Below are 26,410 nucleotides of genomic sequence, written 5' to 3'. Positions count from 1 at the left end.
GTCAGATACCCGACACCGTCTTCCGCCCGGCCAGCTGCTGCCGCTCAACCCCGTCCAGCAACGCCTCCACCACCGCCTTGGCTGAATCCAGCCCATGGTCATTACTCAACAACAGATCACGACAGGTCCCCTTGGCCAGCTCCAGCGCCTTCAGATTGGTCGCAAACGCTCCTTTCAGCAACGTGGACAGGTGCACCAACGCATCTTCGTAATCCACCCCCGAGCGCACGGCAAACAACGGTGGATGGCTGGATTCACAGGTGGAGAAACTGGAGGCCGCCGTGGTGGCGCGTACGGGAGGATCAGGTAAGCCTTTTGTCATTGTGTCGCTCCTTGATTCACTGGAGCCGCCACACAACGTGACCAAACGAAAGGGTGGCGACTGTACGCGGGTTGGTCAACCGGGAATCAAGGAAACCGGCGCGCACGGAGGCGCCCCACGCACAGCCGCCATAAAACGAAACAGCCGGGCACAAAAAAGCGCCAACTGTATCTCAGAGCGGGCGCTTGTGCGCCTTGATGATTGCGGGTGACCAAACCCGACTGCTGGATTTACAGCAGCGCGCCAAGACTACCGGTGTCGGGGAAGCGTTTCAAGCGAAGGGCATGTGCAGTAACACTTCTCCTGCTGGCCGCCACATCCTCACCTGCTGACGCGGTCGATGCTGGGGAAATGGCTGGTGGTGTATGGCTCTCAAGCTTGGGTGGGGCTGACATCGAGCGCCGCCCGCGCGGCGCATCGCGAGCTGGCGCTCGCTCCTACGTTTGTTTCGGGCCAATTATTTCTGTGGGATTCGCGCGCGTACGCTTTGGCGCATGACGCGATATCGCGCCGTACCAACAAGGCGGTCGCGCGCGCCCGTCACAGGCGTTATTGGCCCGAAACAAACGTAGGAGCGAGCGCCAGCTCGCGATGCGCCGCGCGGGCGGCGCTCGATCTCACAGGCGCCAGATACCTCAAGCCAACCCCCAAGCCATTCACTGCTGCTGGTTCTGGCTAAGGAACTTGTCCACTTCGGCCTTGCCTTCCCCCGGATCCCCCGCCACCTGCCACAAGCGCCGCTCGATCCCCTGGGCCAGCAGATGCCCCACCGCCGCCTCGATCGCCGACAGCACGCACAGCTGCGCCGGTTCGTTGGTGGTGTAGCCGACCTCAGCTTCCAGCAGCTTCTTGAACTCAATGAACTTGAACACCCCGGCATTGCGGCCGATCGAGTAGATGGTCTTGCTGGTCATGACGTTGGCCAGCACCTGCCCGGTGCGCACGTCCACCGCGCGCAGGTTGACCGTGACCTGGTCGACCCGGTATTCGCGGGAGATGTCGACGCCCAGGTAACGGGCGCCCTCGCCGCCACTGCGCACGTTGGTGTCGTAGGCGATGATGCCGCCTTCGAGCATCAGGTTGGCGGCCTGCAACGGTGGCAGTTCGCTCATGATGTTCTCGGGCACGTCGGGCTTCTTCTGCGAAGCACGGATGATCTTGCGTTCGGTCAGCAGGTTCTGCAGGCCTTCGCGTTCCAGCACCACGAACCAGCCGCTGGCATTCAGGGCATCCATCAGCATGCTCGCCGCGCCCTGGGTGACACTGGTGGAGAACGAGCTGGCCGGGGTCGGCTTGTACTGCCCGGTCTGGTCGCGGAAGCCGTACACCACGGCCATCAGGCGGCCTTTCGGGCGCGGCATGTTGATCAGGTCGTAGTAGGTCGAGGCCCGCGGCGTCAGAGTCGGGGTTTCCGTGTCCTGTTCGGCCGGCATCGGTTCGCGCAGGCCGCAACCTTGCAGGCCCGCCAGCGCGGCGACAATCAGTAGAGTGCTCAACAGACGTTTCATGGTGCTCTCTCCCCAGCTAAACGACCAGTCCCTCTCAGGGGTTCAGGCCACTGACCTCAATGAGCGAAGTTTCTCCTGTGGCGCGGTCAGTGACCTTGATGCTCAGCGCACCGGAGTCATCGATGACATCGATCAGGAACGCGTCAGTGGCCATGCTGCCGGTCTTGCCGTTGCTGATGTTGTCCATCAGTTGCGACAGCATTCGGGACTCCAGCTGGTTGCTGAAGCGCTCCAGGGCCGAGGTACCGCCAAAGGCGGATGCGCGGTCCTTGAGGTCCGGGTCGTCGTAATCGTTCTGCGCCTGGGCGTTGTTCAGCAGCCAGGTGCCGTTCAACGGGTTGCCGCCGAACGCCGGGTTGACCGGGGTGTACACCAGCTCGGTGGCGGAGGCGGCGCAGGCACTGAGCAGCAGGCCAGCCGCAAGGCAACGGGGTATGCACGTGTTCATAGCTCATCCCTATCCAGATCAGTGGTGTCCTGCAGCAGCCGTTGCAGCTTACGCTGAATGACTTCCTGCTTGACCAGGTCGGCGGCCGCGACGGCCTCTTCTTTTAATTGCGTGACGTTCGGCGGCAGAAAGCGTCGGTACAGCACGTCACGGTCGAACTCTACGGTCACCAGGCTGCCCCAGCGGGCATCCGGGCGTTCGCGCACCACCAGGTTGAAGTCCAGGCGGCTGGTGGCGCGCAGGCGGTCGGCGAAGTAGTAGTAAAAGTCGTGGCCGATGTGCGAGATGGTGTTGTCGACGATAAAACCCTTCATCTCGTCCTCGGCGTCGGCCATGGCCGTACCCGGCACCCCGGCTGCCAACAGCAGGCACAGGTACAGGGCCTGCAGGCGTTTCATGGCGTGTCTCCCGGGCCGGCGTGGGTCCGAGCACCGCCGGCACTCTCGTTGAAGGCCTGCTCGGCGACAAACTGCCAGTCGCTGTAGTGCTCCAGGCCTTCGAAACCAGAGAACTGTGTTTCGAAGCCACTGCGCTTGAACGGGGTGGCATCGGAGCGGCTATGCACGCCGGTGATACGCCCATCGATTGCGCGCAGCAGGCCCCAGTCGTCACTGTTGGTGATCGGGTCCGGGTACAGACGGCGGATATGCCGCTTGGCCTCCGGGAAGCGGTTGTCTTCGAGCAGGTCGACCAGCTCCTTGGGGTACTGGGCCAGGCCCGGCGAGGCGCGATAGTAGCTGCGCAGGGCCTGAGCATACTGGCCACCGACCCACAGCAGCTCGCGCTCATGCTCGCGCTGCGCAACGCTTGACCACACCGTACCGGTAGCGGCCAGTGCGACGCTGCTGATCGCGATCAACAGCAGCACGCCCAGGTAGGTGAAGCCGGCGCTGGCCTTACCATTGCGCAAAGAGGCTGCCATCACGCGCCCTCCCTGTGGCACCGCTCTTGATGTCGGCCACGCCACCGGCCACGCCTTCTGGTGGTGGCACCAGCTGCCAGGCGTCGCTGCGCTCAGTGATGGGGTCAACCGGGGTATTGCGCAGGTAGCGCTGCTCAACCAATTGCTCCAGTGAGTCCGGGTAATGGCCGGTGTCGCCGTAGTAGTGGTCCAGGGCTTCACGCAGCACCGCCAGGCTCTGGCGCAAGGTGGCCTCGCGGGAGCTGTCCAGGCTGTTGAAGTAGCGCGGCATGGCGATGGTCATCAGCGTGGCGATGATCGCCATCACCACCAGCAGTTCGATCAGGGTGAAGCCTTTGCTGCGTTTCATGGCTGTCACCATTGCCCGTAAGGGATGTTGTTGAGGCCCTTGCCACGGGCCTTGGAATACACGTCGAACACATCTTCGCCTTCGCGTGGGTTGTCCGGGCTGCTGGCGTAGGCGCGCAGGCCCCAACCGCCGTCGTCCTGGTTCTTGGCCGCCACCAGCGGGTCGTGGGGGATGCGCCGCAGGAAATAGAACTTGGCTCCCTTGGCACTGCGCACATCGCGCACGCCTTCGACCAGCACCTGCAGGTTCGGCGGGTAGCCGCTGGCATCCAGGCGCTTTTCGATGAACCCGGCGTCGAAGGCACGCTTGTAGGCGTCGATGGCGTCGCGGATCTGGTAAAGCGCCTCGCGCAGCTGCTGCTCCTTGCCACGGCGCACCACCGTTTCGGTCAGGGGTGCGGCCATGGTCGCGAGCATCCCGAGCAGGGCCAGGGTCAGCACCACTTCGATCAGGCTGAAACCCTGCTGGCGGCGTTTCATGGCCGTGTGCTCACAGTGACCGTGGCTGGGGCAGTGGCCGGGGCACTGGCCACTTGGCTTTGCACGGTCGGCGCGCTGTCGCGGCTATCGCTCGGTACGTCGCCCGGCACGTCACGCGGTGGCAGCGGCATCGTCTGGCGCACCTGCATGCTCGATTCGGTGCCAGTGCCGAACTCCATGTCCGACGGGCTCTGGTACGGCAGGTTGCGCACGATGCGCGGGGTGATCGCCAGCACCAGCTCGGACTTGCTCATGTCGTCCTTGTTGCTGCCGAACAGCCGCCCCAGGCCTGGGATGTCACCCAGGCCGGGGATCTTGTTGCCGCTGGCGTTGTGGTCGTTGCGCACCAGGCCGGCCAGCACCTGGGTTTCGCCATCGTGCAGGCGCAGGCTGGTCTGTGCGTTGCGGGTGTCGACCTGAACCGGGATGGTGCCCTGGCGGGTGGCTTCCAGTGGGGTGGCGTTACTGACTTCCAGCGCCACCTTGATCGCCACTTCGTTGTTCAGGTGCACGGTGGGCTGCACTTCGAGCTTCAGACCGACGTCCAGGTAGGTGACGCTTTCGGTGATCACCGGGCCCTGGGTGGAAGGCACCGAGGTGGCACTGATGATCGGCACCCGCTGGCCGATGTGAATGCGTGCCTGCTCACGGTTGCTGACGCGGATCACTGGGCTGGCCAAGGTGTTGATGTCCTTGTCCTGGGCATTGATCTTGGCCTGCGGAGCCGGCGCGATGCTGATGCGGCTGGAGTTGATGCCGCGCAGCTGGTCCAGCACGCTGACCGGGTTGCCGTCGTCGCTCAGCACACCGAAGGTGTTGGGCCATTGCAGGCCAAGGTCGAGGATGCGCGAGGTGGCAACCTCCATCACCTCCACTTCCAGCACCACTTCGGGGTTGGACTGGTCCTGGGACTGCAGCAGTTTTTCGGCCATGCGCACGGCGTCGGGGGTGTCGCGCATGGTCAGAGTATTGAGGCGCTCGTCGACGAACACGTCACGGGTCTTGAGCATGGTCTTGACCATGTTCAGCGCCGTGTTGGCGTCGATGCTGGTCAGGTAGAAGGTACGCATGACCAGTTCCTGGTAGTCCTTGGTCTTCTGCGGCGAATCGGGGTAGATCAGCAAGGTGTTGTCGTTGACGATCTTCTGCCGCAGCTGGTTCTGCTCCAGCAGCAGCGACACGGCATCTTCGATGCGCACATCACGCACGAAGATGGTGGCCTTCATGTCGGGACGCAGATCCTTGTCGAAGATGAAGTTGATACCGGCAACCTGCGACAGCACCTCGAAGATGGTCTTCAGGCCGGCGTCACGGAACTCCAGGGTCACCGGGCGCTCCAGCTTGCTGCGCAGTTGCGGGAACGGCGTGGCGGTGCGCGCCTGGACATTCTCGATGTCGGTGCGCAGGGCGATGCCCTTCTGGTTCTGCGGGTCCAGGCGCAGTACTTCGCGCATGTAGCGCTCGGCGCCGAACAGGTCGCCCTGGCGCAGCGCGGCCTGGCCCAGAGCTACGCGTTCGTCGAGGGTGCGGATCAGCTCCAGATGGCGGATGCCTTCCTGGGCGCGACGGTTGTTCGGCTCGATGGTCAGCACCCGGCTGTAGCCCATGCGCGCGCTGGTGAAGTCGTGGCGGATGCGGTCGGCATCGGCCTGGCTGATCAGCGCTTCCACCGCGGTCTGGCGACCATGGGCCAGGGCGATGTTCAGCTCGATGTCACGCGGGCTGTCGCGCAAGGCTTCTTCCAGGCGGGCGATACCCGCTTCGTACTGGCCTTCCTTCATCAGCTCGGCGCTGTCCTTGCGCACCCCGCTGGAACCGCAGCCGGCGATGGCCACGCACAGCGCCAGGAGCAGGAACGGAGCAGGCTTGCACAGTTTCGACGACTTCATGGTGCGCTCCCTACAGACAAGGTCTGTGGCTGATGCAAAGGCAGATAAACCAGGTCCAGCTCGTTGGCCGAGACTCTGTCGAGGCGATAGGTGCTGTCGATCACGTCACCCTTGCGCACGACGTACAGCTTTTCCCCGCTCTGCAAGAAGATCTGCAGGTCGTCGCGGTCGCCCATGCGGCCGACGAACTGGAACGGCAGCGCCGGGGCGGTGGGGGCCGCAGCTACGACGGGCGCGGCGGCTACGGGTTGTTCGCTGACGGTGGCCAGGGCTTGTGGCTTGGTCCATTGCTGGGCTGGGAACAGATCTTTGGAGGCCTGTTCCGGCCCCTTCGCCGGCAAGCCCGCGCCCACAGGTTCTGCAGGCGACACCGGCGCTGTGGGAGCGGGCTTCCCTGCGAAGGGGGCGACGCTGTCTTGCTGGCTGAACCAGTGCCCGGGTGCCCATGCCAGTGCTGCCGACACCCCGAGGAACGCGGCCCACATCACTGCGCGTTGTGTGTTCATCACGACCTCGACAGGTAGAGGGTCAGGCGCACCCGGCCGTTGAGTTCGGTATCGCCGATGGTTTTGCGCTTCAGTTCGAGGTCTTCCAGCACCAGAGTCGGCAACTGGCCGATCAGGCCGCGCAGGAAGCCGCGGATCTGCGGGTAGCTGCCGCGTACTGGCAGGATGATCTGGTATCGCGACAGCTGGGTCTTCGGATCGACGCCCAGGGCGTACTCGCCGCGCGCCAGGCTGATGTGCTCGGCACTGGCCAGGTGGTAGAGGCGCTCGATCAGCTCGCTCGCTTCAGGCTGCCCGGGCAGTTGCTGGCGCAGACTGTCCAGCGCCTGCTGCTCGGGTTTGACGGCGATCTTCAGCTCGCCGCGCTTGACCCGTTCGACCTGCACGCTGGCATCCGCTTCGCTGGCACGCAGTTCGCGCACGGCCTGCCACTCGGGGACCACGCCGGCCATGGCGACAGCGACGGCGAGCACGGCGACGGCGGCGGCGCCCAGGCCAACCGGGCCGATGCGGCGCAGGCGCTCCTGGAGGACGAGGCTGTTGACAGCATCAGGGACGTGCATGGCCAATCTCCCAGGTGGCGGTAAGGTTGAAGCGCACCGGGTGCTCAGGCTGCCCGGCCACCACTTCATGGTTGAGCAGCGAGACATCGCTGAGCTCGTCGCTTTGCTCCAGGCGCAGGTGGTACTGCAGCATCGCTTCCAGGTTGCGTGCCTCGGCGGTGATGCGCACCTGGCCCTTGCGCGCATCCGGGGTCAGGGTCAGCAGTGCCACGTCTTCCTGTGGCTGCGCTTCGAGCATGGCGAACAGCTGTTGCCAGGGCCGTTGCAGCTGCTGCGAGACGCTGCGCATCTGGGCCAGGCGTTCGGCCTGTTCGCGGCTGGCGGCGCTGTTTTGCGGGGCGACCGGGGCCGGGCGGCGGCCCAGTTGCAGTTCCAGGCTGTGCACGCGGGTTTCCAGGTCTACCTGCTCGACCTGCAGCCGCTGTTGCACCAGCACCAGCCCAGCGACGACGACGGCGCCCAGGGCCAGTAGCGACCAGGCCAACGGGCCACTGCGACGGGGCTGGAATTCCAGGTCGAGGTGGCGCATGTCAGGCCACCGCCCGCCACATGGCGCACAGCGGGTCGCTGTCGCCGGCCGGCTGGCACAGCTGCACCGCCGCCAATTGCGGCACGTCGCCGCGCCCTGGGGCATGCAGGTAGACCCGGGGCAGATTCTCGCCGTACAGCTCGCAGGTGCGTTCGATCAGCGCCTGCAGGGCCTGGTCACTGTCGGCGCAGCCCTGGGCCAGCACCTGTTGCCAGGCACCGCCGGCGGCCAGCAGCAGCACACTGCGGCGCGGTTCGGCGAGCACGAACAGGAAGTCGCCCTGCTCCAGTTGCGCCGAGCAGCGGTTGTAGGCGGCCATCAGGTAAGGCTGCACCGAACGCAGGTTCAGGCGGCTTTCCCGGCCCAGGCTCTGCAGGCCTTGCAACAGGGCTTCGGGCAGCGCGGTGGCGATGCGTGCGGCACCGGCTGGCTCGGGCGAGAGGACAATGCGCCAGTCATCCAGCGATTGGCCGTAGAGGTTTTCGAAGCAGGCCCGGGCGTAGGCATCCAGCTCGCGTGGGTGGCCGATGGCATCGCTCCAAGGCACCAGGCAGAAGCGGCTGTAGCGGGCCGAGAGCAGCACGCGCAGCTGAGCGCCTTTGACGGCGTGCTCGGCCAGCAGTGCACTCAAGGCTTGCAAGGCGGCTTCCCAGGCCGGTTGCGCGGCATCGCAGGTGAACTCGCGGCTGCCCAGCCACTGCGTTTGATTGCCGTGCGCGCGACCCAGGCCGACACCTTCAGCACCGAGTACGGCACAGAAACGTTCAGATGAATGTGACACGGTTGATCTCCTCGAGTGTGGTGCGGCCATCACGGACCAGGTCCAGGGCCGAGGCACGCAGCAGGCGCAGGCCGCGTTGGCAGGCCAGCTGCTTGATCTGCGAGAGGGGGCGGCGTTCGACGATCATCTGCCGCAGGTCATCGTCCAGATGCAGCAGCTCGGCAATCGCGCTGCGGCCGCGGTAGCCGCTGCCACGGCACTGGCCGCAGCCCTGGGCGCGGACGAACTTCCAAGCGGTTACCGCTTCACGGGTCAGGCCCGAGGCGGTCAGGGTGTCTTCATCGGCCTCGCACGGCGTGCAGCAGTGCGGGCAGGCCAGGCGGATCAGGCGCTGGGCCAGCACGGCATTGAGGGCCGAGACGAAGCTGTAGGGGTCAACCTGCATCTGGCTGAAGCGGCCGATCACATCGAACACGTTGTTGGCGTGGATGGTGGTGAACACCAGGTGGCCGGTCAGCGCCGACTGCACGGCGATCTGTGCGGTGTCGGGGTCGCGGATCTCGCCGACCAGGATCTTGTCCGGGTCGTGGCGCAGGATCGAGCGTAAGCCGCGGGCGAAGGTCAGGCCCTTCTTCTCGTTGACCGGAATCTGCAACACGCCGGGCAGCTGGTACTCGACCGGGTCTTCGATGGTGATGATCTTGTCCACGCCATGGTTGATCTCGCTGATCATCGCGTACAGGGTGGTGGTCTTGCCGCTGCCAGTGGGGCCGGTGACCAGGATCATGCCGTAGGGCTCGGCAGCCAGCCGGCGCAGGGCGCGCAAGGTTTCGTCGGCAAAGCCCAGGGCCTGCAGCTGCACGCCACTGACGCGGTCGGAAAGGTCCTGCTTGTCGAGCACCCGCAACACCGCATCCTCGCCGAAGATGCTCGGCATGATCGACACCCGGAAGTCGATCTGCCGCTCGCCGATGGCGACCTTGAAGCGGCCATCCTGAGGCACGCGCTTTTCACCGATGTCCAGCTCGGCCATGACCTTGATGCGCGAGATCACCTGATCGGCAAAGGCACTGCCGCTGGCCTTGCCGGCGCCATTGAGCACCCCGTCGATGCGGTACTTGATGACCAGGCCCTGGCCGGTCATGCCCAGGTGGATATCGCTGGCGTGCTGCTTGAGGGCGTCGTACAGGGTCGAGTTGACCAGCTTGACCACCTTGCTCTGGTCTTCGCTGATGCTGGTCAGCGACAGGCGTTGTAGCGGGTCGATCTCACCGCTGGATTCGGCGTCATGGTCCAGGGCGTCGACCGCGTGGAAGCTTTCTTCGTGGCGGGCCAGGAAGGTGGCCAGGTCGGCCGCGTGGGCCAGGTACAACGGCGCGCCTGGCAGGTTGTCGTCGATCCAGGCCAGGCGAGCGTGGTCGAAGGGGTCGGCGAAGACGCCGATCAGCTCGCCGTCCTGCTCGATCAGCACGAACTCGCGCTTCAGGCACTGGGCCAGGCTGACCTTGTCGAAGCGCGGGCTGCTGGCCAGCAGGGCCTGGGTTTCCAGCACTGGGTAATGCAGGGTCAGGCCAAGGCGGCAGATGAAGCGGTCGGGGGTTTCGTTGGCCAGGCGCTCCAGGCAGTTGAGCAGGCGCTCGTCACCCGCTTGCAGGCGGGCCTGGGCCAGGAGTTCGCGGGGGTAGGCGCTGTGCTTGCCTGCACCTGTATCGAGTACGTCTGACATGGCCTGCGACTCCGCTCAGGGGCGCGTCGCAGGCTGGCTTGGCCAGGGCAGCGGGCGCCGCTATTCCCCGGTGAGCAGTTGTTCGTCGTCAGGGCCTGGGGGCTTGGCGCCATTACGGCGGCGATCGGCCAACACCCAGCTGCCATCGTACAACTGCAAGGGGAACGATTCGTTCCTGTTCTGGCGTCGTTCGATAAACCCTTCGGCTGGATTGTCAGTGGCCCTGCGCCGGCGCTCGATGCCCAACAGGTCGAAGATCGCGCGGGCCAGTTCCGCCAACGGGAACGGCTTGAACAGGACATGACTCACACCAAGTTCGGCGGCGCGCTCACGGACTTCGACAGTCGGGTGGGCGGTGATCAACACGAAATGGTACTCCCTGTCCTTGCGCACGGTCTCCAGGACCTGAAACCCCTCCATGTCGGGCAAGCGGTAATCCAGCACAATCACTTCCGGTGCCAGGCTTTGAGCCTGCTCGATACCACTGGCACCGTCGTGGGCGACGTGAGCATCCAGGCCTTGTCCCTGCAGGTACGCCTGCAGGTTTTGCGCAAGGGTCTGTTCGTCATCGACTACCAATACTCTGTTCACCAAGGTCGACTCCCAAATGCTGCCCGGTTACCCGGTTTGCGAAGTGCGGCCTCGATAAGGCTTGAGCAGGCTTCGTGCCAGGCGTGAATACTCATTTCGCACCACTGTAAGTCATTGATCCTGCAAGGCTGTGCCAACCCCTGCAACACAGGCGTAGGCCCGGTTCCCCACATCCGGGGGAAGTGATGGCACTTTGCCAAACCGTTATTCCCCAGCTTTGGGGAAATCCTTTCGAAGGCTCAGTCAGCGATTTCCACTGTAGCGGATTCGCGCAAACGTTGGCGCACGGAATCGCGCGCCTGCGCCTGCAGCTGACCGATGAGCGCGGCCCTGGCCAACTGCAGGCCCTGCTCGGGTATGACCGAGTAATTATCACTTTGGTTCTGCGCTCCTTGCAGGTTTTGGCGGTTGGCCTGGTAGAACGCCTCGACGTCGGCCCGGCTGGGCTCGTGTACCGCGCTGAGCCGGGCGTACAGCTGCTGTGCGGCCAGTTCATGGCGCATGTAATCAGCGTAATCTGCCCGATCGAAACCTGCATCCGCCAGGCGCCTTTCGAACAGTGCCGGGCTGCCGAAGGCGGCTTCGATTTCGCCAACTTGCGCTGATACCTGCTCATCACTGATGTGAATACCTGAACGTTGCGCCTCCTGCCAGAGCAGCTCCTTGTCGATCAGCTCGTCCAGGGCCTGGTCGCGCAGGCGCTTGTACAGCGTCGGGTTGCGGATACTGGTCAGTGTCCTGCCCTGGGCTTGCAGGTACTCGGTGAAATAACGCTCCAGGCGCATCACGTCAATCGTCACGCCGTTAACCCGCGCAGCGGGCACGTCGGCCCAGCTCGCCTTGGCAACCACCAGCAACAGGCACAGCAACAGGATATGCATGGCACCTCCGCTCAAGGGCTGGACGGCAGCGGCCGGTACGGGGCAACGGCGGTAAAGCGTGGCCCGGGCAACGCCACTGCGACGACATGGGCACCGGCCATGCCTTGGCGCCTGCCGGGGCCGAAGCCCAGCGCCGGGGTCAGGCCGGTGTCGACATCGTGCAGGCCCTCCAGGGCGGCCACCAGCTGTTCGCGGCTGGCATCGCGGCCAATCTGCTTCAGGGCTTCGGACAACAACTTCAGGGCACACATGGTGTTGACCTGCAGCGACGCCTGGCGTGGGTCGAGGCCTTGGCGTCGTTGCAGCCCGGCCAGGGCCGCCATGCCCTGCTCGCTCCAATCGTCAGGCACGAACGGATAGGCCAGGAACACCCGTTGCGACCACTGCGCTGGCAAGCCGGCCACGGCTCCCGCCACCTGGCTGGAGGCAGCGAACAGGTAAGGCTCACGACCTTCGGCCTGTAGCGCCTGGGCCAGCGCGGCAAAAGCCTGGGCACGGCCGACGAAGACGATGCCCGGCCCTTCCACGGCCTGGCCATCAAATGCTTGGATCGCTGGCGGTGCCCAGCCTTGCTGGCGCAAACGTTCGCGCACCTCTTCAGCCAATGCCGCCTGCTCGTTGCCGGCGTACACCACGCGCAAACTATCGGGCGCCAGGCCCAGGCTGCTCCTGGCATGTTCGGCCAGGCTCAGCAATTGGCTAGCAATACCTGGCATGGGGTCGAAAATCTGAGAACTGGCACCGCTGCGCGGTGTGTTGCCGATCAACGGCACACCCCGTTGTTCGAGCAGTGCCGGCAGTTGTTGATCGAGCATGGGCGCCAACGGCGCGATCAGGGTGAAGACTTGGCCCTGATCGAGCAAGCGTTGCAAGGCGAGTGCGGCACTGGCCTGATCGGTGCCGGTATCGGCTACCACCAGTTCCAGGCGCCGGCCATGAATGCCGCCCTGCTGGTTGATCTGCGCCACACCATCCTCCAGTACGGCACGCACGACATGCCCGGCATCTGCCAACGGGCCATTGGCGGGCAGCAAGGTGCCCAGGCGCAGCACGCCTTCTTCCACGCCGGGGTCGCGTTCCTCGCCCAGGCGTTTGAGATAAGCCGTGAGGTTGCGCTGGTCAGCCAGGGTCAGCTCGAAGCGCGGCATGGCGGGGTCCAGCCGCTGCCCCGCCGGATCGATGCCGTGCTGGATCGCGCGGGCCAGTGTGCCGTCGTTGTAGGCCGGGTAGCTGCGAGCGTTGCTTTGCCGCTCACCCTGCCCCAGTGCCAGGCGCTGCCAGTCGAGGCTGGGTGGGCGCACCCCGCCTTCTGCACGCCCGCGCCCGTCTGCGCCGTGGCAACTGGCGCAGGGCAGCACGCTGGCGGGGACGCTGATGTCGCTGGCGCCGACCCGGGCCATCAGCTGTGCGTCGCTGCTCGATACCCCTTGCCGGTACAGGCGCTTGCCGGCCTGTTCATTCGGGGTAAGGTCGAGCGCCAGCGCCGGGCCACAGAGGGCCAGGCTCAACAGCACTGCCCAGGGTTTCATGGCTCAACGCCCGGCCAGCGGTTGGGCCAGCAGCTGCATGCGCTGGGCGATGGCCGCAGGCGGTGCATCCGGGCGGATCTTGCTCCAGCGCTTGCCAGCCACGTCACCGGCGATCAGCTGGGTCGAATGCTGCTCGGGGCTGGGCAGGAACTGGCCGATGCGCCCCAGCACCAGGTCGACATCGGCCTTGTCGCCGGTGAGGAACAGCCAGTTGGTGCTGTCCACGCCTTGCTTCTCGGCGAAGGCCTTGAGCGCTGCCGGGGAGTCGTTGAGCGGATCGCTACTGATCGACACGAAGGTCACCTGGCGGGCCAGCTGCGGCCCCATGGCATCGCGCACGTCACGCAGCTTGCGGGTGATCAGCGGGCAGGCGTCGGTGCAGTGGGTGAATATCACGTTGAGCATCACCACCTTGTCCTTGAGCACATCGCTGTAGAAGCGCAGTTCGCGACCGTTCTGGTCCTTGAGCATGGTGTCGGTGAACCAGGTTTGCGCATCGCGGGTGCCGCCGCCGCTGGCCATGGTCGGCGGTGCCGGTTGCGGGCTGGGGCCCTGCGGTGCATGGCCCTCGTGGGCGAACGCGACCGAACTAAGGATCCACAGCACGGCCACCAGGGCCAGCCAGTCGGTGCTGCGCATCGTGGTGTGGCGGGCTGTGCTGCTCATGGCTGCACCTCACTGTGTTCGGCGATGGCGGTGCTCTTGGCGTGCACGCGGCGGGCACTCAGGCGGTTGATTTCCTCGACCAGCACGGCCGGGTCGGTAAAGCCGTAGTAGCGGGTCCAGTGGCCCGTGCGGCCATCACCCACCAGGATCAGCGGCGGATGCTGGCTGAGGTCGGCACTGAAGCTGCCGAGGCCCTTGAGGGTTTCAGTGATCGCGTACTGCGAGCCGGTCAGCCAGCTCCAGCCCGGGCCGTGCTGGAAGGCTTTGGCATAATTCTGCAGGCGCTTGGCGTCGTCACGCTGCGGGTCGACGCTGATCGACACCAGCTGGATCTCCTCGCCCACACGCCCGCCCAGCTGTTGCTGGACCTTGCCCATGATCGACGACACCACCGGGCACACCGTGGTGCAGCTGGTGTAGATGAAGCCCATGACCACCAGGTGCTCGCCTACCAGGTCCTTTTCCAGGCGTACCGGCATGCCATTCTGGTTGAGCAGCGAGACATCGGCAAAGCGCACACTGGCCTTCTCCTGGTGTGCCGCCGGCGGCTGCCCGGCGTGGCTGTCGTGTTCATGGCCGGCATGGGCCAGGGCCAGGTTGCTGGCCAATGCCAGGCTCAGGGCAAGCAGCTGGAAAGAATGCTTGGCGTTCATCGCACATTCCTCACTTCGGTCTGGGAAGCAGTAGCCGCAGCGGCGGGCAGCACGCGCAGGCTCGTGTAGTTTTCTTCGGCGAACTTGCGTCCGAGCGACGGCGACTGCACATGCAGGTACCAGGCTCCGGCTTCGGGCAAGGTCAGCGGCGCCTGGTACACGCCATCACCCACCTCAACCAGCGGCAGGTTGCGCGGCAGCGACGAGGGTGCCAGGAAATAGCGCAGGGTCAGGTCGTCCAGACCGACCCGTGGCCGACCGTCGTCGCCGACGATGCGCACCTTGGCGGTGAACACCGTTTGCTGCGGCATGGGCTGGTCAAGGCCGATGAACTCGGCATGCGCACCCCGGCGCTTGCTCGCATCCGGCGCGGCGGCCACCTCGGTGCTGAAGCAGTGGATGATCTGCGGCTGGTTGAGCAGAAAGGCCACATCGAACGTACCTGCCGCCGGCATTTTCACCGTCGAGCCATACACCCCGGGGGCCAGTTCGCGCAGGCTGCGGTCGATAACCAGAGTCGCGCGGGCCTGGTGGCCACGGTTGTTGTAGCCAGACATCGGGGCGTTCATGCCTTCGGCATAGAAGTAGGTGGTGTTGTCCACCGGGTTGACCACGAATACCGAATTGTCGTCCCGCGACACCGACAATCCTTGGGCCACTGGCAGGTCACCGGCCTGGCGTGGCGCCGCAGGGCCGGCTTCGAAGCCCTGCACGATCGGCTGGCGCCCTTCGCCCAGGCTGCTCAGGTTGATCATGCTGACCTTGGGCGAGGCCAGCCCGCGGATGTAGGCATAGCCTTTGGTGAAGGTCAGCTGGTACGGCTCGGCCGCCACCGGTACGCGGTGGATCAGCGTGTCGGTACTGGCGTCGATCACCAGCGCCTGGTTGTCCATGGTGTTGAGCACGATGCCCCAGCGGCCATCGCGGCTGAAGCGCATCGGCCCAAGGCCCTGCTCGGCCTTGACGATGTGGCGCAGCTGGTGGCTGCGGGCATCGATCACCCGCACCGTACCCTCTTCACCGTCGGCCACGTAGACCGCCTGGGACAGCGCCGAGTAGGCCACCGACAGCGGGTGCGGGCCGACCTCCAGGGTTTTCACCAGGCGCATCCCGGGGATGTCGATGATGCTCAGCGTGCCGCCGTCGCGGTTGCTGACAAAGGCGTAGCGCGAGTCGGCGCTGAAGGCGATTTCGTGGTGCCCGGAGCCGGTGGCGAACGACTTCAGGGTGCTGCGCGACGGGACGTCGATCACCGTCACCCCGCCTTTGGCCGGGTTGCGGCTGTTGTTACCAACCCACAGCCGGTGCTGGTCCGGCTGCAAGGCCAAGCGCACCGGTGATTCGCCTGCATCCAGGGTCGCCACACGGGTGAAGGTTTCGGTATCGACGACCGCCACCTGGCCACGCTCGGGGATCGACACGAACACCTGCTTGTCATCCCCGGTTGCCGCCCAGTCCATGGGCCGGCCCGGCAGGTCGATGCGCGCCAGGGTACTGGTGATGCCGCCCACCGACACCGTCGGGTCGATCACGGTCAGGCTGGCGTCCTTGTTCAGCACCAGCAGGAAGTAGCTGTTCAGGTCCAGCAACGGGCGAGCGCCGATGCTGCTCTTGAGGAACAGCGCAACACGAGCCTTGCAGCTCTGATCGCGGTTGCCGCCTTCGAGCGGTGCCGACTGCGCCGGGTCGATCCAGGCCCCCGGCGCCATGCCCGACAGCGGCTGGCCGCTGGCCTGGTCGGTGACCTTGAAGCGGATGTTGGCAAAGGCCCCTTCACGCACATCGCCGCCGGCCAAGGGGCGCGCCTCGAACTCCACCGTCACGCCATCGCGGCTGAGCCGGTGCAGGGCCTGCGGGTCGCCAGGCTCCTGCAGCAGCTCGCGCGGGTCGCACCAGAGCTTTTCATAAGCCACGCCCAAACCGATCAGCACCGCACCCAGCATCACCCCCAGTACTGCAGGCCGAGTCTTCTTGTTCTTGTACATGCTCGCGCTCCCCTACCCTTACTGGCTCGCCGCATTTGCCGGCGGCGCATCATTGGTCACCCGCAAGATGCCCCACAGTCCCGAGAGGTTGCCGTAGGCGGCATAGTCGCGGAACAGGTAGTCACCTGGCACTGCGTTGGCGCCACCGGCACTGGGCAGCATGAAGCTGAAGTGCGCCGCCGGCAGCACGCTCTCCTGGGCGCCGATGTACATGGCCATCGGGTTGTAACCGAAGCGCACCGAGCCGATGCCTGGCAGGTTCGTCGGGTAGCCGTCGAGGTCGTTCTTCTCGGCCTGGTAGTTGTGCAGCGGCCACAGGTGACCGTCGAGCTGGTAGGTGATGCCGCGGCTGCCACCGCTTGGCATCAGCACATGGCTGCGCACCGGCTGGCCAGGCTTGGCATACAGCACCGGGGTTTGCGGGTCGCCGCCGACCAGTGCGTTGCTGTAGGCCATGTGGGCGTTGGGCACGTCGGCAAAACCGAAGCCATCGGCATGGCCGAACGGTGCGTCCGGCGCCAGGCCGAAGCGCAGCCACAGCGGCTCGGTCTTGTAGTTCAGCGCCATGTTGCCGTTGTCCTTCGGATCGCCCGGCACGCCGTTGCCTTCGGTGGCGATGCCCTCCACCGGGCGGCCATCGGCCCAGCGCATGTTCATTGAGCGCTGCCACACTGTGACCAAGTCACGGTAGTCGGGCTGGCCGCTGACCTTCACCGTGGCCTGGGCGCGGCTGGCGCTGTCCTCGGTCCAGGTCGCGGTCTGCGGCAGGACACTCATGCCGGCGACCAAGCCCTTCTGCGGTTGCTTGATGACATCCGCCGGGGTCAGGTTGAGGCCACCGAACTCGATCGCCGTGGTGTTGATGTTGTCCACCGTGCGGCCCAGTTGCAGCAGCGGCTTGCCTTCGCGCTCCAGGTGGCCGGCGTAGTACTGGTACACCCGGCTCGGGTAGGCGCCGCTGTTACCCGCCCGGGGCGGCACGGTCTGCACCGGGTTGGCACCGACGTTGACGCCGTCGGACTTGGTGATGTCGTAGGCCAGCAGCTGCGCATGCAGGCCGACATGGCTGGACGGCCGCATCAGGTTGTTGTTGAAGGCGGTGGCGCCTTCGCTATCGAAGCGGTCGCGCTTGACCACGTTCTGCATCACCGCAGTGCTGGGCAAGTCAGGCATCACCTGCGGCAGGCGGTTTTCCAGGGTGATGCTGATGCAGTCGCCAGCATTGGCGCGCAGCACCAGCGGCTCCACCGGGACGCCAGCCTTGAGCTTGCCGGTGGCCGGGTCGAGGTCCGCCTTGCGCACGTACAGCACGGCAGTCGGGTCATGCAACGGCGCGCTGTGGCCGCCGACGGTGAAGGTGGTGCCGTCCTCCTCGTCGACCACCGTCACCTGCGGGATACGCGTATTGCGGCTGTTGAACACCAGGGTGCCACCGTTGGCCTTGAGCGGGCCACCGACATGCTGGCCGATACCGGCCGGGTCGTTGATGCTGACGCCGTTACGGTTCTCGAGAATGTCGTTGGCCAGTGCGGCGACTATCTCGTAGCTGCGCTTGACCGTCGGGCGGGTGCCGATGCCATTGGGGTTGGCCGTGGTTTTCGGGCAGACGCCGTCGAAGTTGACCGTGTTGCGCATGGCCACCGGCTGCGGGTTGTTCGGCAACGGGAACAGGTCGGCGCGTTGCGCGGTGTAGTTGCGCATCACGCCCCAGATACCGTTCCAGTAGCCTTCCAGGGCCGCATCCATGCTGTACAGGTAATCACCGTTGGTGGCCGCGGAGCTGGAGATCATCGACACCGGTGCCATGAAGCCCATCTGCTCGGAAATGCCGATCATCTGCGAGGCCTTCCAGCCCGAGTTGGAGCTGTTGCCAAAGCCGGAGCCGTTCTGCAGCCACTTCACACCGTGCAGGGTGACGTTGTGCTCCTCTTCATGGCCACCGGCGTGCAGGCGCAGGCGCACGTTGTCGCCGGAATAGGTACGCAGCATGGGCGTGAACGGGTCACCCGGCTCGCTACCGGCCTGGTTGATGTGGGGTGGGAACAACGTGGTGCCGCCGGTTGGCCCGACCGCCGAAGTGATCGCCGAAGGCGCCAGGTTCATGGCCGGGATCGCCCGGTCAGTGCGGCTCTGCAGGGCGTAGCCCAGGTCGCCGCCGAGGCCGTCGGCCTGCATGCCGCGCTTGCCGTCCGGGCCGACCTTGTTCGGGTCGAACACGCGCAGGGCCAGCGGCTCGTTGCGGTAGTTGACGACGAACATGCCGGGGTCATCCACCGAAATGGCCTGCGGGCATGGCCGGCTGGGGCAGCCTGGGCTCAAGCCGCCACGGGACTCGACCACCGACTCGAGCAGGTTGGAAGCCTTCTGCCGCACCGGCGGGTTGATGGCGTAGCGGAAGCTGTCTGCGGTGGCCGGATAGGCCTGGCCGTTGGGCACGCCATCCGGGCCAGCGCCGACGTACACGCCCGCTTCATAGGCATGCTGGAAGTCGCTGTACTCCAGGAAGAACTCGCGGTAGCTGTCGTTCTTGCCGTCGCCGTCATGGTCGCCGGTCTGGATCACCGCCTGCCACGAAGTCGGGCCGCCGTCCTGGCGGGCGCCCGGGTTGTACAGCTTCTCGCCGGTTTCGGCGTGGTACCAGGTGGAACCGGCCGGCTCGGCCAGCACGGTGGCGTAGAGCCCCAGTTGCTGGTGGGTCGATGGGCCAAGGTGGTCATGGGTGAAGATGGTGCCCAGGCCCCGGTCGACGTTATGCACGTTGATTAGCGGGTCAGCGAACCAGCGTTGCATGGCGGTACGCGCGCCCTGCCAGTCAGCCCGGCCGAAGCGCCCGAAGTACGGGTGCTGCCTGGCTTTCGGGCAGGCGGCCGTGCCCTCGCGGGCATCGCCCTCGGTGCAGCCGTTGAAGCTGCGAATGGCCTGCAACCGTTCCACCACGCTGCCGGGCGAAAGAATGCCGTCTTCGTAGTTCCAGCCATTGGCCGAACCGTCGGCGGCGATCAGGTCCCACTTCGGCAGGTGGATGTGCTGGCCGATCACATCGGTCGGCGTGCGCACCTGGTAGTCGTCCATCTCGTAGTACGACGGGATCAGGTTGGTGTGGGTGTACATCGTGCAGTCGAAGGTGTTCATGCGCATCACCAGCGGCTCAGGCGGGCGCTGCTTGGTGATCACCGGCCAGGCATCTTCCCAGAGCGCCAGGATGCGTGCCTGCGGGAAGTGGTAGCCAACCTTGTTGTACACCGCATCGAACTGGATATTGGCGCCCTTGTAGATGCGCGGGCGGTCAGCGGTGAAGGCGGACGCGCCACGGAAGCTCATGCCGGTGAGGCTTTCCCCGCTGAAGAACTCGCCTACGCCCGAGGACTGGGTCAGGCGCTTGCCGCGGTCGTCCATGCAGGGTTCGTAGAAGGGTGCGCCTGCGGTCGGCAGCGCGCCGTTGGTGCGAAATGCCTTGGCCACCGGCTGACTGCCGGGGATCAACGCGTAGCTGGCGTGCTCGGCCTTGGCGTGGAACTGCATGGCAGCCTGTTCGACGTCGGTGCCCTCTTCCGGCAGGTAGATCGGCCTGGCCTTGTGCACCACCTTGGAAAAATCGAGTTTGGTGGTGGTGGTCACCGCCTCACCGCCGGCGGACACCCCATCCAGCGCGTGGCGACCGAGGCCACCGTCCCAACCGTCGACCTGGTTCGGGTCGAGGTTGGCCCACAGGGCCTTGCCGCTCTCCTTCAACTGCTTGGCCAGGGCCGGATCGAGCATGTCCAGCGGCGGGGTTGGCGGGCGGTTGCCGACGCTGCTTTCCATGCCGCCGATCCAGAACGGGTAGCCGGGGTTCTTCAAGCTGCCGTCGGCGTCGCGGTTGGCCTCGCTACGGTCGACCAGGGCCAGCGAACCGACTGCCTTGGGCGCGGCGGGCTCGTGGGCGTGGTCATCGGCGGCCACTTGCTCGGTGGCGAGCTTGGGTATCACCACCACCTTGCCTGGCATCGGTGCCATGGCCTTGCCAGGCAACGGGACGATGGCCGGGATCGGCGTACCGGCCACGATCTCGCCATCGGGCAAAGCCCGCGCGCCGACTGCCGGCTTGCCACTGCGCAGGGCGAAGGGTGTGCTGTGGTAGCCGTTCTGGCCTTGCCCGCTGACTTCCAGGCGAGTGCCTTCCTCGAACACGTCGTGCACCCGCCACATGGCCCACATGCCCTGGGCGAAGTGCGGGTAGAAGTGGCAGTGGTAGATGGCATCGCCGGCCACGCGGTTGCGGTTGCCTGATCCGCCGTTGGCGATTTCATAGGTGTAGCCGATGCCCGGCCCGATGCCTTGGGCATCGATGTAGTCGGAGTTGTCATCGTTGGGGTTGAACAGCCACTGATGCCCATGCAGGTGGAAGATGTGCTGCTCGTGGCCGTTGTGGGTATTGCGGAACTTGGTGAAGTCGCCGATGTAGCTGTGGTGCACGTTGGCCGGCTCCGCCGGGTACAGGGCCATGCTGGCCTTGACCCCGGTAGCGCTGGCCGGCGGCACTTCACCTGGGCGGATGTGCTCCAGGCCGACGTTGGCCGGTACATCGACCAACGTACCGATATCGCCCACGGTATGTGCGCTGAGGAAGAATTCCTCATAGGCGCACGACAGGCAGTCATGCATCGGCCCGACGCCCAGGCGGTTGGCCACCACTTCTGCGCCCATGCCACCCGAGCCGTAGTTGATCATGAACGAATCGCGGGTCGGCTCCAGCACATGGCCCATCACCGGGTCGGCCCAATAACCCGGGAAGGCCTGGGTGGCGGCCACTTCGTCGGCGAACTGCGAGGCGAAATCACGGAACGCTTCGAGGCGGTTGGGCAGTGCCGGGTTGCGCTTGCCGATGCTCTCCAGCGGATAGGTGGTCTTGGGAAAACTGCCATCGGGGTTGGGGCCCATGACGATGGCATCGGTTTCGCTGTTGAGGATCTCATTGCCGTCGAGCATGGCGATGATCGGCTTTCCGGCCTTGCCTTCACTAAGCCATGGCTCGCTTTGCGGGTACCGCGCCTGGTAGTCGATCACGGGTTGGCCGGTTGCCGTGCGCCCGGTGGTTGCCAGGCGCATTTCTTCTTCAGTGAGGGTATTGCGGAAGGTTCGCCCACCTTTGGGGACGACCACCACCTGGCCGAACAGGCCGTTGGCAACATTGCCGGCGCCCCCCTGGCCGCCAAAGGTCGCGCCTTGACTGGTGGCGGCGAACGCACCTTCACGCTCGGCAAACAGGGTATAGCTGCGGGTGTTGCCGGGGGCCACCAGGAAATTGCCGTTGCGGCCAGTGTTGGCGGCGATGTCACCGATGCTGTTGACGGCCTGCATGCCGTTGACCTGGAAGCCGACGTGGCGGTCGGTCACCTGCTCATCGGCAACGAAGTGTTCACCGCCCTCATGTTCGACTTCGGTTTCCGGGCCCTCGCCTTGTTCAGGCTCGATCCCATGCTTGTTGGGGTTGGCCTTGTAGTCGAGCAGGTTGGTCAGGTTGACCGTCAGGCAGTCACCGGCGGCCACCCGCAGCACGATCGGCCGCGGGCGCTTGTCGGGGCGCAAGGTGACCTTGCCCGGTACCGCCGCGCCGCCCTTGCTCAGCGGCACCTGGTGGTCGTCCACCACATCCTCGCGCAGGGCGAACATCATGCCGTTGGCGTTCTGCGCGCCAAGGCGGTTGAACATCAGCGGCTGGTCCAGCGCCACCACGTTGGCCACCAGGGTGCGCTGACACTGCACGGCGGCCTCGGCGGGCGCTTCCAAGCCAAACAGGGCCAGGACGAATGACGTCAGGACGGGGCCTTTGGACGGGGTCGACATGCTGCACCTCCGCGACGCAGGAACACTGCGAAGAGGTCAGCAAGGTGTGTGCCATAAGGGAATGGCGTTTAATTTCAGTTAGTTAGAAAGGGAAGCGGGAACGATTTGGGGATGATTACCCATGGGAATTCCCCGAATTGGGGGATGATAGGCATTGGCGTTTCGGGGAACTGAATGACTGAGCGATTACGTGTCGACAATTCCCACAACGTAATAGGAAGAGTGACGCTCCTCCAAGAATGGCTTCCTCGCTAGTGTTCGGCCTCAGCGTAATTGCAGCTGATCGCCGATTACCAGCTCGAGGAATCACCCGATGAATGACGCTACCGTGAGCCGCGCCGCATCGCCCCCTGCCTGCAGTGCACGGGTACCGATCCTGCCAGTGCGCTACGCCATCGTGCCACGTACCGGCGCTGCCCCGCCCTTTCGCTACAGCGACTCCGGCTTCGTCCTGGAGCAAGGCTTCCCTCCACTGCAGCACTGCGCCTACACCCTGCGCGCCCTCCGTCCGGGTTATGTCTACGTGTTCATGAAAGGCACCCAGGGCGAAAAGCTGGTCATCCACGAGTACGACGGTGAGGGCCAGTACAAGGAGTTGCGCTACCGCTGCCTGGAACACTACCAGCGGCGCGACCGCTATTTGTCCGGCCGGGCGATGGGCTGGGTCTGGGCCGACACCTGCGAGACCAGCGCCAAGGAAGTCTGGATCGCCTACAGCCCGCACCTGTGGAGCAACGCCATGACTGCGCGCATCACCGGTTCGCTGGCCATGCGCAAACGGCACATGCGCCAGCTGAACATGGCCGAGTTGATTGCCGGCAACCAGGCGCCGTCCACCCAGCCCCATGTGCTGCCGGTCAGCGCCCTGCAAACCTGGGTCGAAGACTTCAAGCCGGACGCGCAACGCATGTCGCTGAGCTGGAGCAGCCAGCCACGCACCTCGGCGCTGTTCGCAGGCAGCCTGCACGCCGTTGCACGCCATTACCCCTACACCCAACCGAAGATTCCCGCCGTGGTGGTGCTCAGCGACGCCGAAGGCCTGGCCCTGGACCTGAGCCTGTCGGTGTCGGCCTACCAGCATCAGTTGCGCGACCTGATGCCCGCCGAACAGCTGCCCCATACAAAGCCGGCGCAGGGTACCGAGCAAGCCGACGTGCCGCTGTGCTACCAGCTGGATGCCGAACGCCTCAGCCCGCAGAGCCGCGACTTCCACCACCGCAACCTGGTGGCGACGTTGCTGAACAAGACCCTGGAAAGCATGTACCCGGCCGACAACCCGTCCCTGGGCACAGCGGCCCTGAGGATACGCCCCGACAGCCGACCGAAGCCGCCTTACGAGGAACGCTTCCGGGTGCTCACCCACCCAGACTATTCCGAGCAGGGTCATCGACTGGGACAGCGCATCGATACCGCCAAGTACCTTAAGTTTCTGGAGGAACGCGACGAACTGGAATACCGCATCAGCCAGATGCGTGAGCTGGCCTTGCAAGCCAGCAACGATCACGACGCCTGGCTGGCCACCGCCGAAGCCGGCCATCTGGACGATCCGTACAGCCTGGCGGCCGCGCTGGCCTGCTATGACCGTGACGATCTCAGCTCCGCACGCGGACTGGAAATGTCTCTGGCCCTGCTGATTCACCCGATGGGCCAGCCCGTGCCCGGGACCGAAGAGCAGGACCTGCGCTTCAAGCGCCTGGAGCGCTGGCTGGACCAACACGACAGCCCGCTGTACGACGCCTTGGCACCGTTCAACCCATTCCGCGACAAGGCCGACTCGATCGGCACCTTGCTTGGTGGCAGCGACAATGTCATCGAAGGTCTGGTCGGCCGCTTTCCAGCCATGGCAAATATCACCGACCTCACCGCCCAATCGGTCAGTACCGTCGTGCTCAAGCGCATGCGCGGACAGACGCGCTGGGATGCCAGCAACAGCCTGCGTCAGCAGATGCAGGCCGCAGCGCGCGAGGTCAATGCCGAGAAGGCGCTGGGGTTGCTCGCGGCGCGATACAACATTACCGACAAGCTGATCCTTGAGAATCCGTTCAGCCAGGAAGTGGAGAAATACCTGAAGAGCGGGATGGCGCAAGTTGAGGAAATGAAGCAGTTGCGCATCACGGGCAGTAGGAAAGTGTTACTGGAGATGACCACGACTTCATCGGTAAAACCAACGCCATTCGGGCTGCTCACCTCTGCCGGGGGAACTGTTCTGAATGCGACAATGCTGTGGTTCAACGTGTTTGCGCTGAAAGCGGCCTATAACAGCCTGCAGAAGAGCGATGCGCCGGAATACTCCCTAGGCTTCGCCGCGTCAATTTTTGGGGTGATCGGTGCTACAGCCGCAACGCTGGTGGGTGTAAGAGCCACACAAAAAGCACTTACATTGCGGTACGCCCCGACGACGCCGGGCCTGGCTTTCGGTAATGGCCTTACCAAATTCATAAGCAGCAATTTGTTTGCGAGGATCTCGGGATATCCCGCAATCGTTCTAGGATTCTTTTCGGACTTACAAAAGTCCAGGCGACAGAGTACCAATGGCGATCTAACTGCTTCAGACCTTACATTTTTCGGTGGCAGCTCTGTCGCAATTGGCTCTGCGTTGGTGTTGGAGGGCAGCCTGGCTATCGCAGGGGCCACAACAGTAATTCCATTTGCCGGATGGGCTGCAGCTGCAATTGTATTGCTTGGAACAGCCGCCATAGTGGGCGGCCTGTATTTACATGCCATGGCAAATGAGCGCCTACACAGGCCGATAGAATTATGGGCCTCAAGAAGTATTTTCGGCAATCGACTAAATGACGGCGAAATACGGCCAGGCATCACTCTGAACTTCGAAAAAAAGCTTCCTCATTACAGCGACATCAAGGAAGAGATAAAGAACTGGTATGCAGCCTACTATCTTCCATTATTACTTTCGCCCAAAGAAACAGAAAAACTTGGACTTCAGGGGCTCGAGAGCCGCTGGAAGGGACATGCCGTATTAACCCCAGCAGATTGGTACATGGCCGTTTACAGTACTGGCACTAAAAGATCGCCAACTGTGGAATTTACGATTTTACTGCCAGCATTCATATTATCGCAAAGCGCATGGAGCGCGACGTTAAGCAGTGTAACCAGCAAGCAGGATATGACCATTTTCCCGACAAATCCTGAATGCTACCTAACCAGCAGCGGGCTTGTACTAAACTTCAAAAACGCAATTCGCACCCATACTAATGCCACGCTGACAGTCATCTATCACCCTGCTCATGGACTAGATGATGAGGCACATTCAACTGCTCAGTTTACAATCGAGAATAGCCAATGACGACGACATGGTTATTCCCCTCGCGCACCCGCTCAAAAACCTTACCTAAAATCAACGGCCAGGCAATCAGTATAAGTAGCGTTCAATTGGTATTGCGGAACCCGTGGATAATCGACTCCGTCTTCATGGGAAAGCTGTATACAGCCATAACCTTGATCTCAGCAGCTTACCTCTATCCAGGAGTAATGGATGACGCATACCGCCACACGCTAATATCAAGACCACACTCAATGATTCAATATTTAATCTCGCCTTTGATCTTTACTCCATTTTTAGCTTACAGAATCTACCTAATTAAAAACCTATCGAATTTCCATCTGAACAGGCTAACAAGAAGAGTTTATTACCAACGTAGAAAAACACTCATTGATTTCGACTGGAACACCACGGGGGGTGGCGTTTTCAAACGTACTGAGTTCGGTGGCTCCTCTTTCAGTTCAAGCTATGGCCTAGCATTTGCTCCTCGTAGGGAAGACCACAGTCTTCACCAGGAGGACAGCCTCTGGATCGACAGCAATGAACCCACCGAATCCGACATAAAGTATGTCGAAGAAGTCTGGGAATACCTCCGCCATTTCATGGACCACGGCCCCGACAAGCTTCCTCCACCGGGAGAGCCCAACTGGTGGCACAGGCCCCTACACGCCATCTGTCTCACTCCAGCAGAAGCCTGGCGCCACTATGCCCCATGGCGAACCGGCGAACCCGGTGAAATGCAAGGCAAGAAGAACTGGCAATTGCCGTTCTGGGCCGTGCTGTTTCCCTACAACCTTTCCGTAGCCATATGTTGGTATGTGATATGTCGTCTTCTCAATGTGCGGGCAGCACCCGCACCACCCGAGGCGTTTGAACAGGCGCCGATTCAATCCACCAGGCGCAAACGCAAATAGAGCGAGCGGCGAAGTACAGGGCCGCCATGCGGCCCTTCGTCGGCACACTCCACAAAACCTCTGAAACAAGTTGAACATCTGCCTCCAGTAAGCTTCCAAAGGATGATACGTGCCATCCTTTTG

22 protein-coding genes are annotated in these 26,410 nt (G+C 64.0%); 2 read left to right on the top strand and 20 right to left on the bottom strand.

What is annotated here, in order from left to right; all coding sequences use genetic code 11:
• Position 1 precedes the first annotated feature (1 nt).
• The 20 genes from BGP85_RS10705 to mnxG all read right to left on the bottom strand — a co-directional run bounded on the left by BGP85_RS10705 (position 2) and on the right by mnxG (position 22,093).
• Entirely contained in the window at positions 2 to 238 is a 237-nt protein-coding gene (locus tag BGP85_RS10705) for a hypothetical protein (protein ID WP_103448242.1), read from the bottom strand.
• Between the two features lie 740 nt (positions 239 to 978).
• A complete protein-coding gene (locus BGP85_RS10700) occupies positions 979 to 1,830 on the bottom strand; it encodes a CsgG/HfaB family protein (protein ID WP_103447136.1) in 852 nt (283 codons plus the stop codon).
• A 34-nt stretch (positions 1,831 to 1,864) separates the two neighbouring features.
• Positions 1,865 to 2,278, bottom strand: a complete 414-nt coding sequence (locus tag BGP85_RS10695; protein ID WP_103447135.1) for a curli assembly protein CsgF — start codon at positions 2,276 to 2,278, stop codon at positions 1,865 to 1,867.
• Complete coding sequence (csgE, locus tag BGP85_RS10690; RefSeq protein ID WP_103447134.1) at positions 2,275 to 2,676, bottom strand: curli production assembly/transport protein CsgE; 402 nt, start codon at positions 2,674 to 2,676, stop codon at positions 2,275 to 2,277. Before csgE ends, BGP85_RS10695 begins: the two co-directional genes overlap by 4 nt.
• A complete protein-coding gene (locus tag BGP85_RS10685; RefSeq protein ID WP_103447133.1) occupies positions 2,673 to 3,200 on the bottom strand; it encodes a type II secretion system protein in 528 nt (175 codons plus the stop codon). Before BGP85_RS10685 ends, csgE begins: the two co-directional genes overlap by 4 nt.
• Entirely contained in the window at positions 3,175 to 3,549 is a 375-nt protein-coding gene (locus BGP85_RS10680; RefSeq protein ID WP_103447132.1) for a type II secretion system protein, read from the bottom strand. Before BGP85_RS10680 ends, BGP85_RS10685 begins: the two co-directional genes overlap by 26 nt.
• Positions 3,550 to 3,554: 5 nt before the next feature.
• Positions 3,555 to 4,028, bottom strand: a complete 474-nt coding sequence (locus BGP85_RS10675) for a type II secretion system protein (RefSeq protein ID WP_103447131.1) — start codon at positions 4,026 to 4,028, stop codon at positions 3,555 to 3,557.
• Positions 4,025 to 5,917 (bottom strand): secretin N-terminal domain-containing protein, encoded by a 1,893-nt coding sequence (locus BGP85_RS10670; protein WP_103447130.1) that lies wholly within the window; start codon positions 5,915 to 5,917, stop codon positions 4,025 to 4,027. The genes BGP85_RS10675 and BGP85_RS10670 overlap by 4 nt, the downstream gene beginning before the upstream one ends.
• The gene (locus BGP85_RS10665; RefSeq protein ID WP_103447129.1) at positions 5,914 to 6,423 is read right to left on the bottom strand and encodes a hypothetical protein; all 510 of its coding nucleotides are present in this window, start codon (positions 6,421 to 6,423) and stop codon (positions 5,914 to 5,916) included. Before BGP85_RS10665 ends, BGP85_RS10670 begins: the two co-directional genes overlap by 4 nt.
• On the bottom strand, positions 6,423 to 6,986 hold the full coding sequence (gene pilO, locus BGP85_RS10660) for a type 4a pilus biogenesis protein PilO (protein ID WP_103447128.1): 564 nt from the start codon (positions 6,984 to 6,986) through the stop codon (positions 6,423 to 6,425). Before pilO ends, BGP85_RS10665 begins: the two co-directional genes overlap by 1 nt.
• Positions 6,973 to 7,515, bottom strand: a complete 543-nt coding sequence (locus tag BGP85_RS10655) for a PilN domain-containing protein (protein ID WP_103447127.1) — start codon at positions 7,513 to 7,515, stop codon at positions 6,973 to 6,975. Before BGP85_RS10655 ends, pilO begins: the two co-directional genes overlap by 14 nt.
• 1 nt (position 7,516) lies before the next feature.
• Positions 7,517 to 8,296: a hypothetical protein gene (locus BGP85_RS10650; protein ID WP_103447126.1), complete on the bottom strand. Its 780-nt coding sequence runs from the start codon at positions 8,294 to 8,296 to the stop codon at positions 7,517 to 7,519.
• Entirely contained in the window at positions 8,280 to 9,962 is a 1,683-nt protein-coding gene (locus BGP85_RS10645; RefSeq protein WP_103447125.1) for a GspE/PulE family protein, read from the bottom strand. The genes BGP85_RS10650 and BGP85_RS10645 overlap by 17 nt, the downstream gene beginning before the upstream one ends.
• Before the next feature lie 60 nt (positions 9,963 to 10,022).
• Positions 10,023 to 10,556, bottom strand: coding sequence for a response regulator (locus BGP85_RS10640; protein WP_181004477.1), 534 nt, complete (start codon positions 10,554 to 10,556; stop codon positions 10,023 to 10,025).
• Positions 10,557 to 10,792: 236 nt separating this feature from the next.
• Positions 10,793 to 11,434: a SurA N-terminal domain-containing protein gene (locus BGP85_RS10635; RefSeq protein ID WP_103447124.1), complete on the bottom strand. Its 642-nt coding sequence runs from the start codon at positions 11,432 to 11,434 to the stop codon at positions 10,793 to 10,795.
• Between the two features lie 11 nt (positions 11,435 to 11,445).
• On the bottom strand, positions 11,446 to 12,963 hold the full coding sequence (locus tag BGP85_RS10630; RefSeq protein ID WP_103447123.1) for a cytochrome c/ABC transporter substrate-binding protein: 1,518 nt from the start codon (positions 12,961 to 12,963) through the stop codon (positions 11,446 to 11,448).
• Positions 12,964 to 12,966: 3 nt separating this feature from the next.
• The gene (locus BGP85_RS10625) at positions 12,967 to 13,602 is read right to left on the bottom strand and encodes an SCO family protein (protein ID WP_103448240.1); all 636 of its coding nucleotides are present in this window, start codon (positions 13,600 to 13,602) and stop codon (positions 12,967 to 12,969) included.
• 23 nt (positions 13,603 to 13,625) lie between these two features.
• Positions 13,626 to 14,282 (bottom strand): SCO family protein, encoded by a 657-nt coding sequence (locus tag BGP85_RS10620; RefSeq protein WP_103447122.1) that lies wholly within the window; start codon positions 14,280 to 14,282, stop codon positions 13,626 to 13,628.
• Positions 14,279 to 16,267: a cytochrome D1 domain-containing protein gene (locus tag BGP85_RS10615; protein WP_103447121.1), complete on the bottom strand. Its 1,989-nt coding sequence runs from the start codon at positions 16,265 to 16,267 to the stop codon at positions 14,279 to 14,281. Before BGP85_RS10615 ends, BGP85_RS10620 begins: the two co-directional genes overlap by 4 nt.
• An 18-nt stretch (positions 16,268 to 16,285) precedes the next feature.
• A complete protein-coding gene (gene mnxG / locus BGP85_RS10610) occupies positions 16,286 to 22,093 on the bottom strand; it encodes a manganese-oxidizing multicopper oxidase MnxG (RefSeq protein WP_103447120.1) in 5,808 nt (1,935 codons plus the stop codon).
• 313 nt (positions 22,094 to 22,406) lie between these two features.
• On the opposite strand from mnxG, the gene BGP85_RS10605 reads away from it, so the two are divergent.
• A complete protein-coding gene (locus BGP85_RS10605) occupies positions 22,407 to 25,397 on the top strand; it encodes a T6SS effector BTH_I2691 family protein (protein WP_103447119.1) in 2,991 nt (996 codons plus the stop codon).
• The gene (locus BGP85_RS10600; RefSeq protein ID WP_103447118.1) at positions 25,394 to 26,287 is read left to right on the top strand and encodes a hypothetical protein; all 894 of its coding nucleotides are present in this window, start codon (positions 25,394 to 25,396) and stop codon (positions 26,285 to 26,287) included. The genes BGP85_RS10605 and BGP85_RS10600 overlap by 4 nt, the downstream gene beginning before the upstream one ends.
• The last annotated feature ends 123 nt before the right edge of the window (positions 26,288 to 26,410 follow it).

Origin of the sequence: Pseudomonas putida (assembly GCF_002906855.1) — a bacterium.
In the GTDB taxonomy this organism is placed as follows: Bacteria; Pseudomonadota; Gammaproteobacteria; order Pseudomonadales; family Pseudomonadaceae; genus Aquipseudomonas; species Aquipseudomonas putida_N.
Note: the sequence above shows the minus strand (reverse complement) of the source record. Positions and strands in the feature narration are given on the sequence as shown.

Coding starts and splice junctions, on each gene's coding strand:
- BGP85_RS10700 (WP_103447136.1), bottom strand. CDS start 1,830: ATGAAACGTCTGTTGAGCACTCTACTGATTGTCGCCGCGCTGGCGGGC.
- BGP85_RS10695 (WP_103447135.1), bottom strand. CDS start 2,278: ATGAACACGTGCATACCCCGTTGCCTTGCGGCTGGCCTGCTGCTCAGT.
- csgE (WP_103447134.1), bottom strand. CDS start 2,676: ATGAAACGCCTGCAGGCCCTGTACCTGTGCCTGCTGTTGGCAGCCGGG.
- BGP85_RS10685 (WP_103447133.1), bottom strand. CDS start 3,200: ATGGCAGCCTCTTTGCGCAATGGTAAGGCCAGCGCCGGCTTCACCTAC.
- BGP85_RS10680 (WP_103447132.1), bottom strand. CDS start 3,549: ATGAAACGCAGCAAAGGCTTCACCCTGATCGAACTGCTGGTGGTGATG.
- BGP85_RS10675 (WP_103447131.1), bottom strand. CDS start 4,028: ATGAAACGCCGCCAGCAGGGTTTCAGCCTGATCGAAGTGGTGCTGACC.
- BGP85_RS10670 (WP_103447130.1), bottom strand. CDS start 5,917: ATGAAGTCGTCGAAACTGTGCAAGCCTGCTCCGTTCCTGCTCCTGGCG.
- BGP85_RS10665 (WP_103447129.1), bottom strand. CDS start 6,423: ATGAACACACAACGCGCAGTGATGTGGGCCGCGTTCCTCGGGGTGTCG.
- pilO (WP_103447128.1), bottom strand. CDS start 6,986: ATGCACGTCCCTGATGCTGTCAACAGCCTCGTCCTCCAGGAGCGCCTG.
- BGP85_RS10655 (WP_103447127.1), bottom strand. CDS start 7,515: ATGCGCCACCTCGACCTGGAATTCCAGCCCCGTCGCAGTGGCCCGTTG.
- BGP85_RS10645 (WP_103447125.1), bottom strand. CDS start 9,962: ATGTCAGACGTACTCGATACAGGTGCAGGCAAGCACAGCGCCTACCCC.
- BGP85_RS10635 (WP_103447124.1), bottom strand. CDS start 11,434: ATGCATATCCTGTTGCTGTGCCTGTTGCTGGTGGTTGCCAAGGCGAGC.
- BGP85_RS10630 (WP_103447123.1), bottom strand. CDS start 12,963: ATGAAACCCTGGGCAGTGCTGTTGAGCCTGGCCCTCTGTGGCCCGGCG.
- BGP85_RS10625 (WP_103448240.1), bottom strand. CDS start 13,602: ATGCGCAGCACCGACTGGCTGGCCCTGGTGGCCGTGCTGTGGATCCTT.
- BGP85_RS10620 (WP_103447122.1), bottom strand. CDS start 14,282: ATGAACGCCAAGCATTCTTTCCAGCTGCTTGCCCTGAGCCTGGCATTG.
- BGP85_RS10615 (WP_103447121.1), bottom strand. CDS start 16,267: ATGTACAAGAACAAGAAGACTCGGCCTGCAGTACTGGGGGTGATGCTG.
- mnxG (WP_103447120.1), bottom strand. CDS start 22,093: ATGTCGACCCCGTCCAAAGGCCCCGTCCTGACGTCATTCGTCCTGGCC.
- BGP85_RS10605 (WP_103447119.1), top strand. CDS start 22,407: ATGAATGACGCTACCGTGAGCCGCGCCGCATCGCCCCCTGCCTGCAGT.
- BGP85_RS10600 (WP_103447118.1), top strand. CDS start 25,394: ATGACGACGACATGGTTATTCCCCTCGCGCACCCGCTCAAAAACCTTA.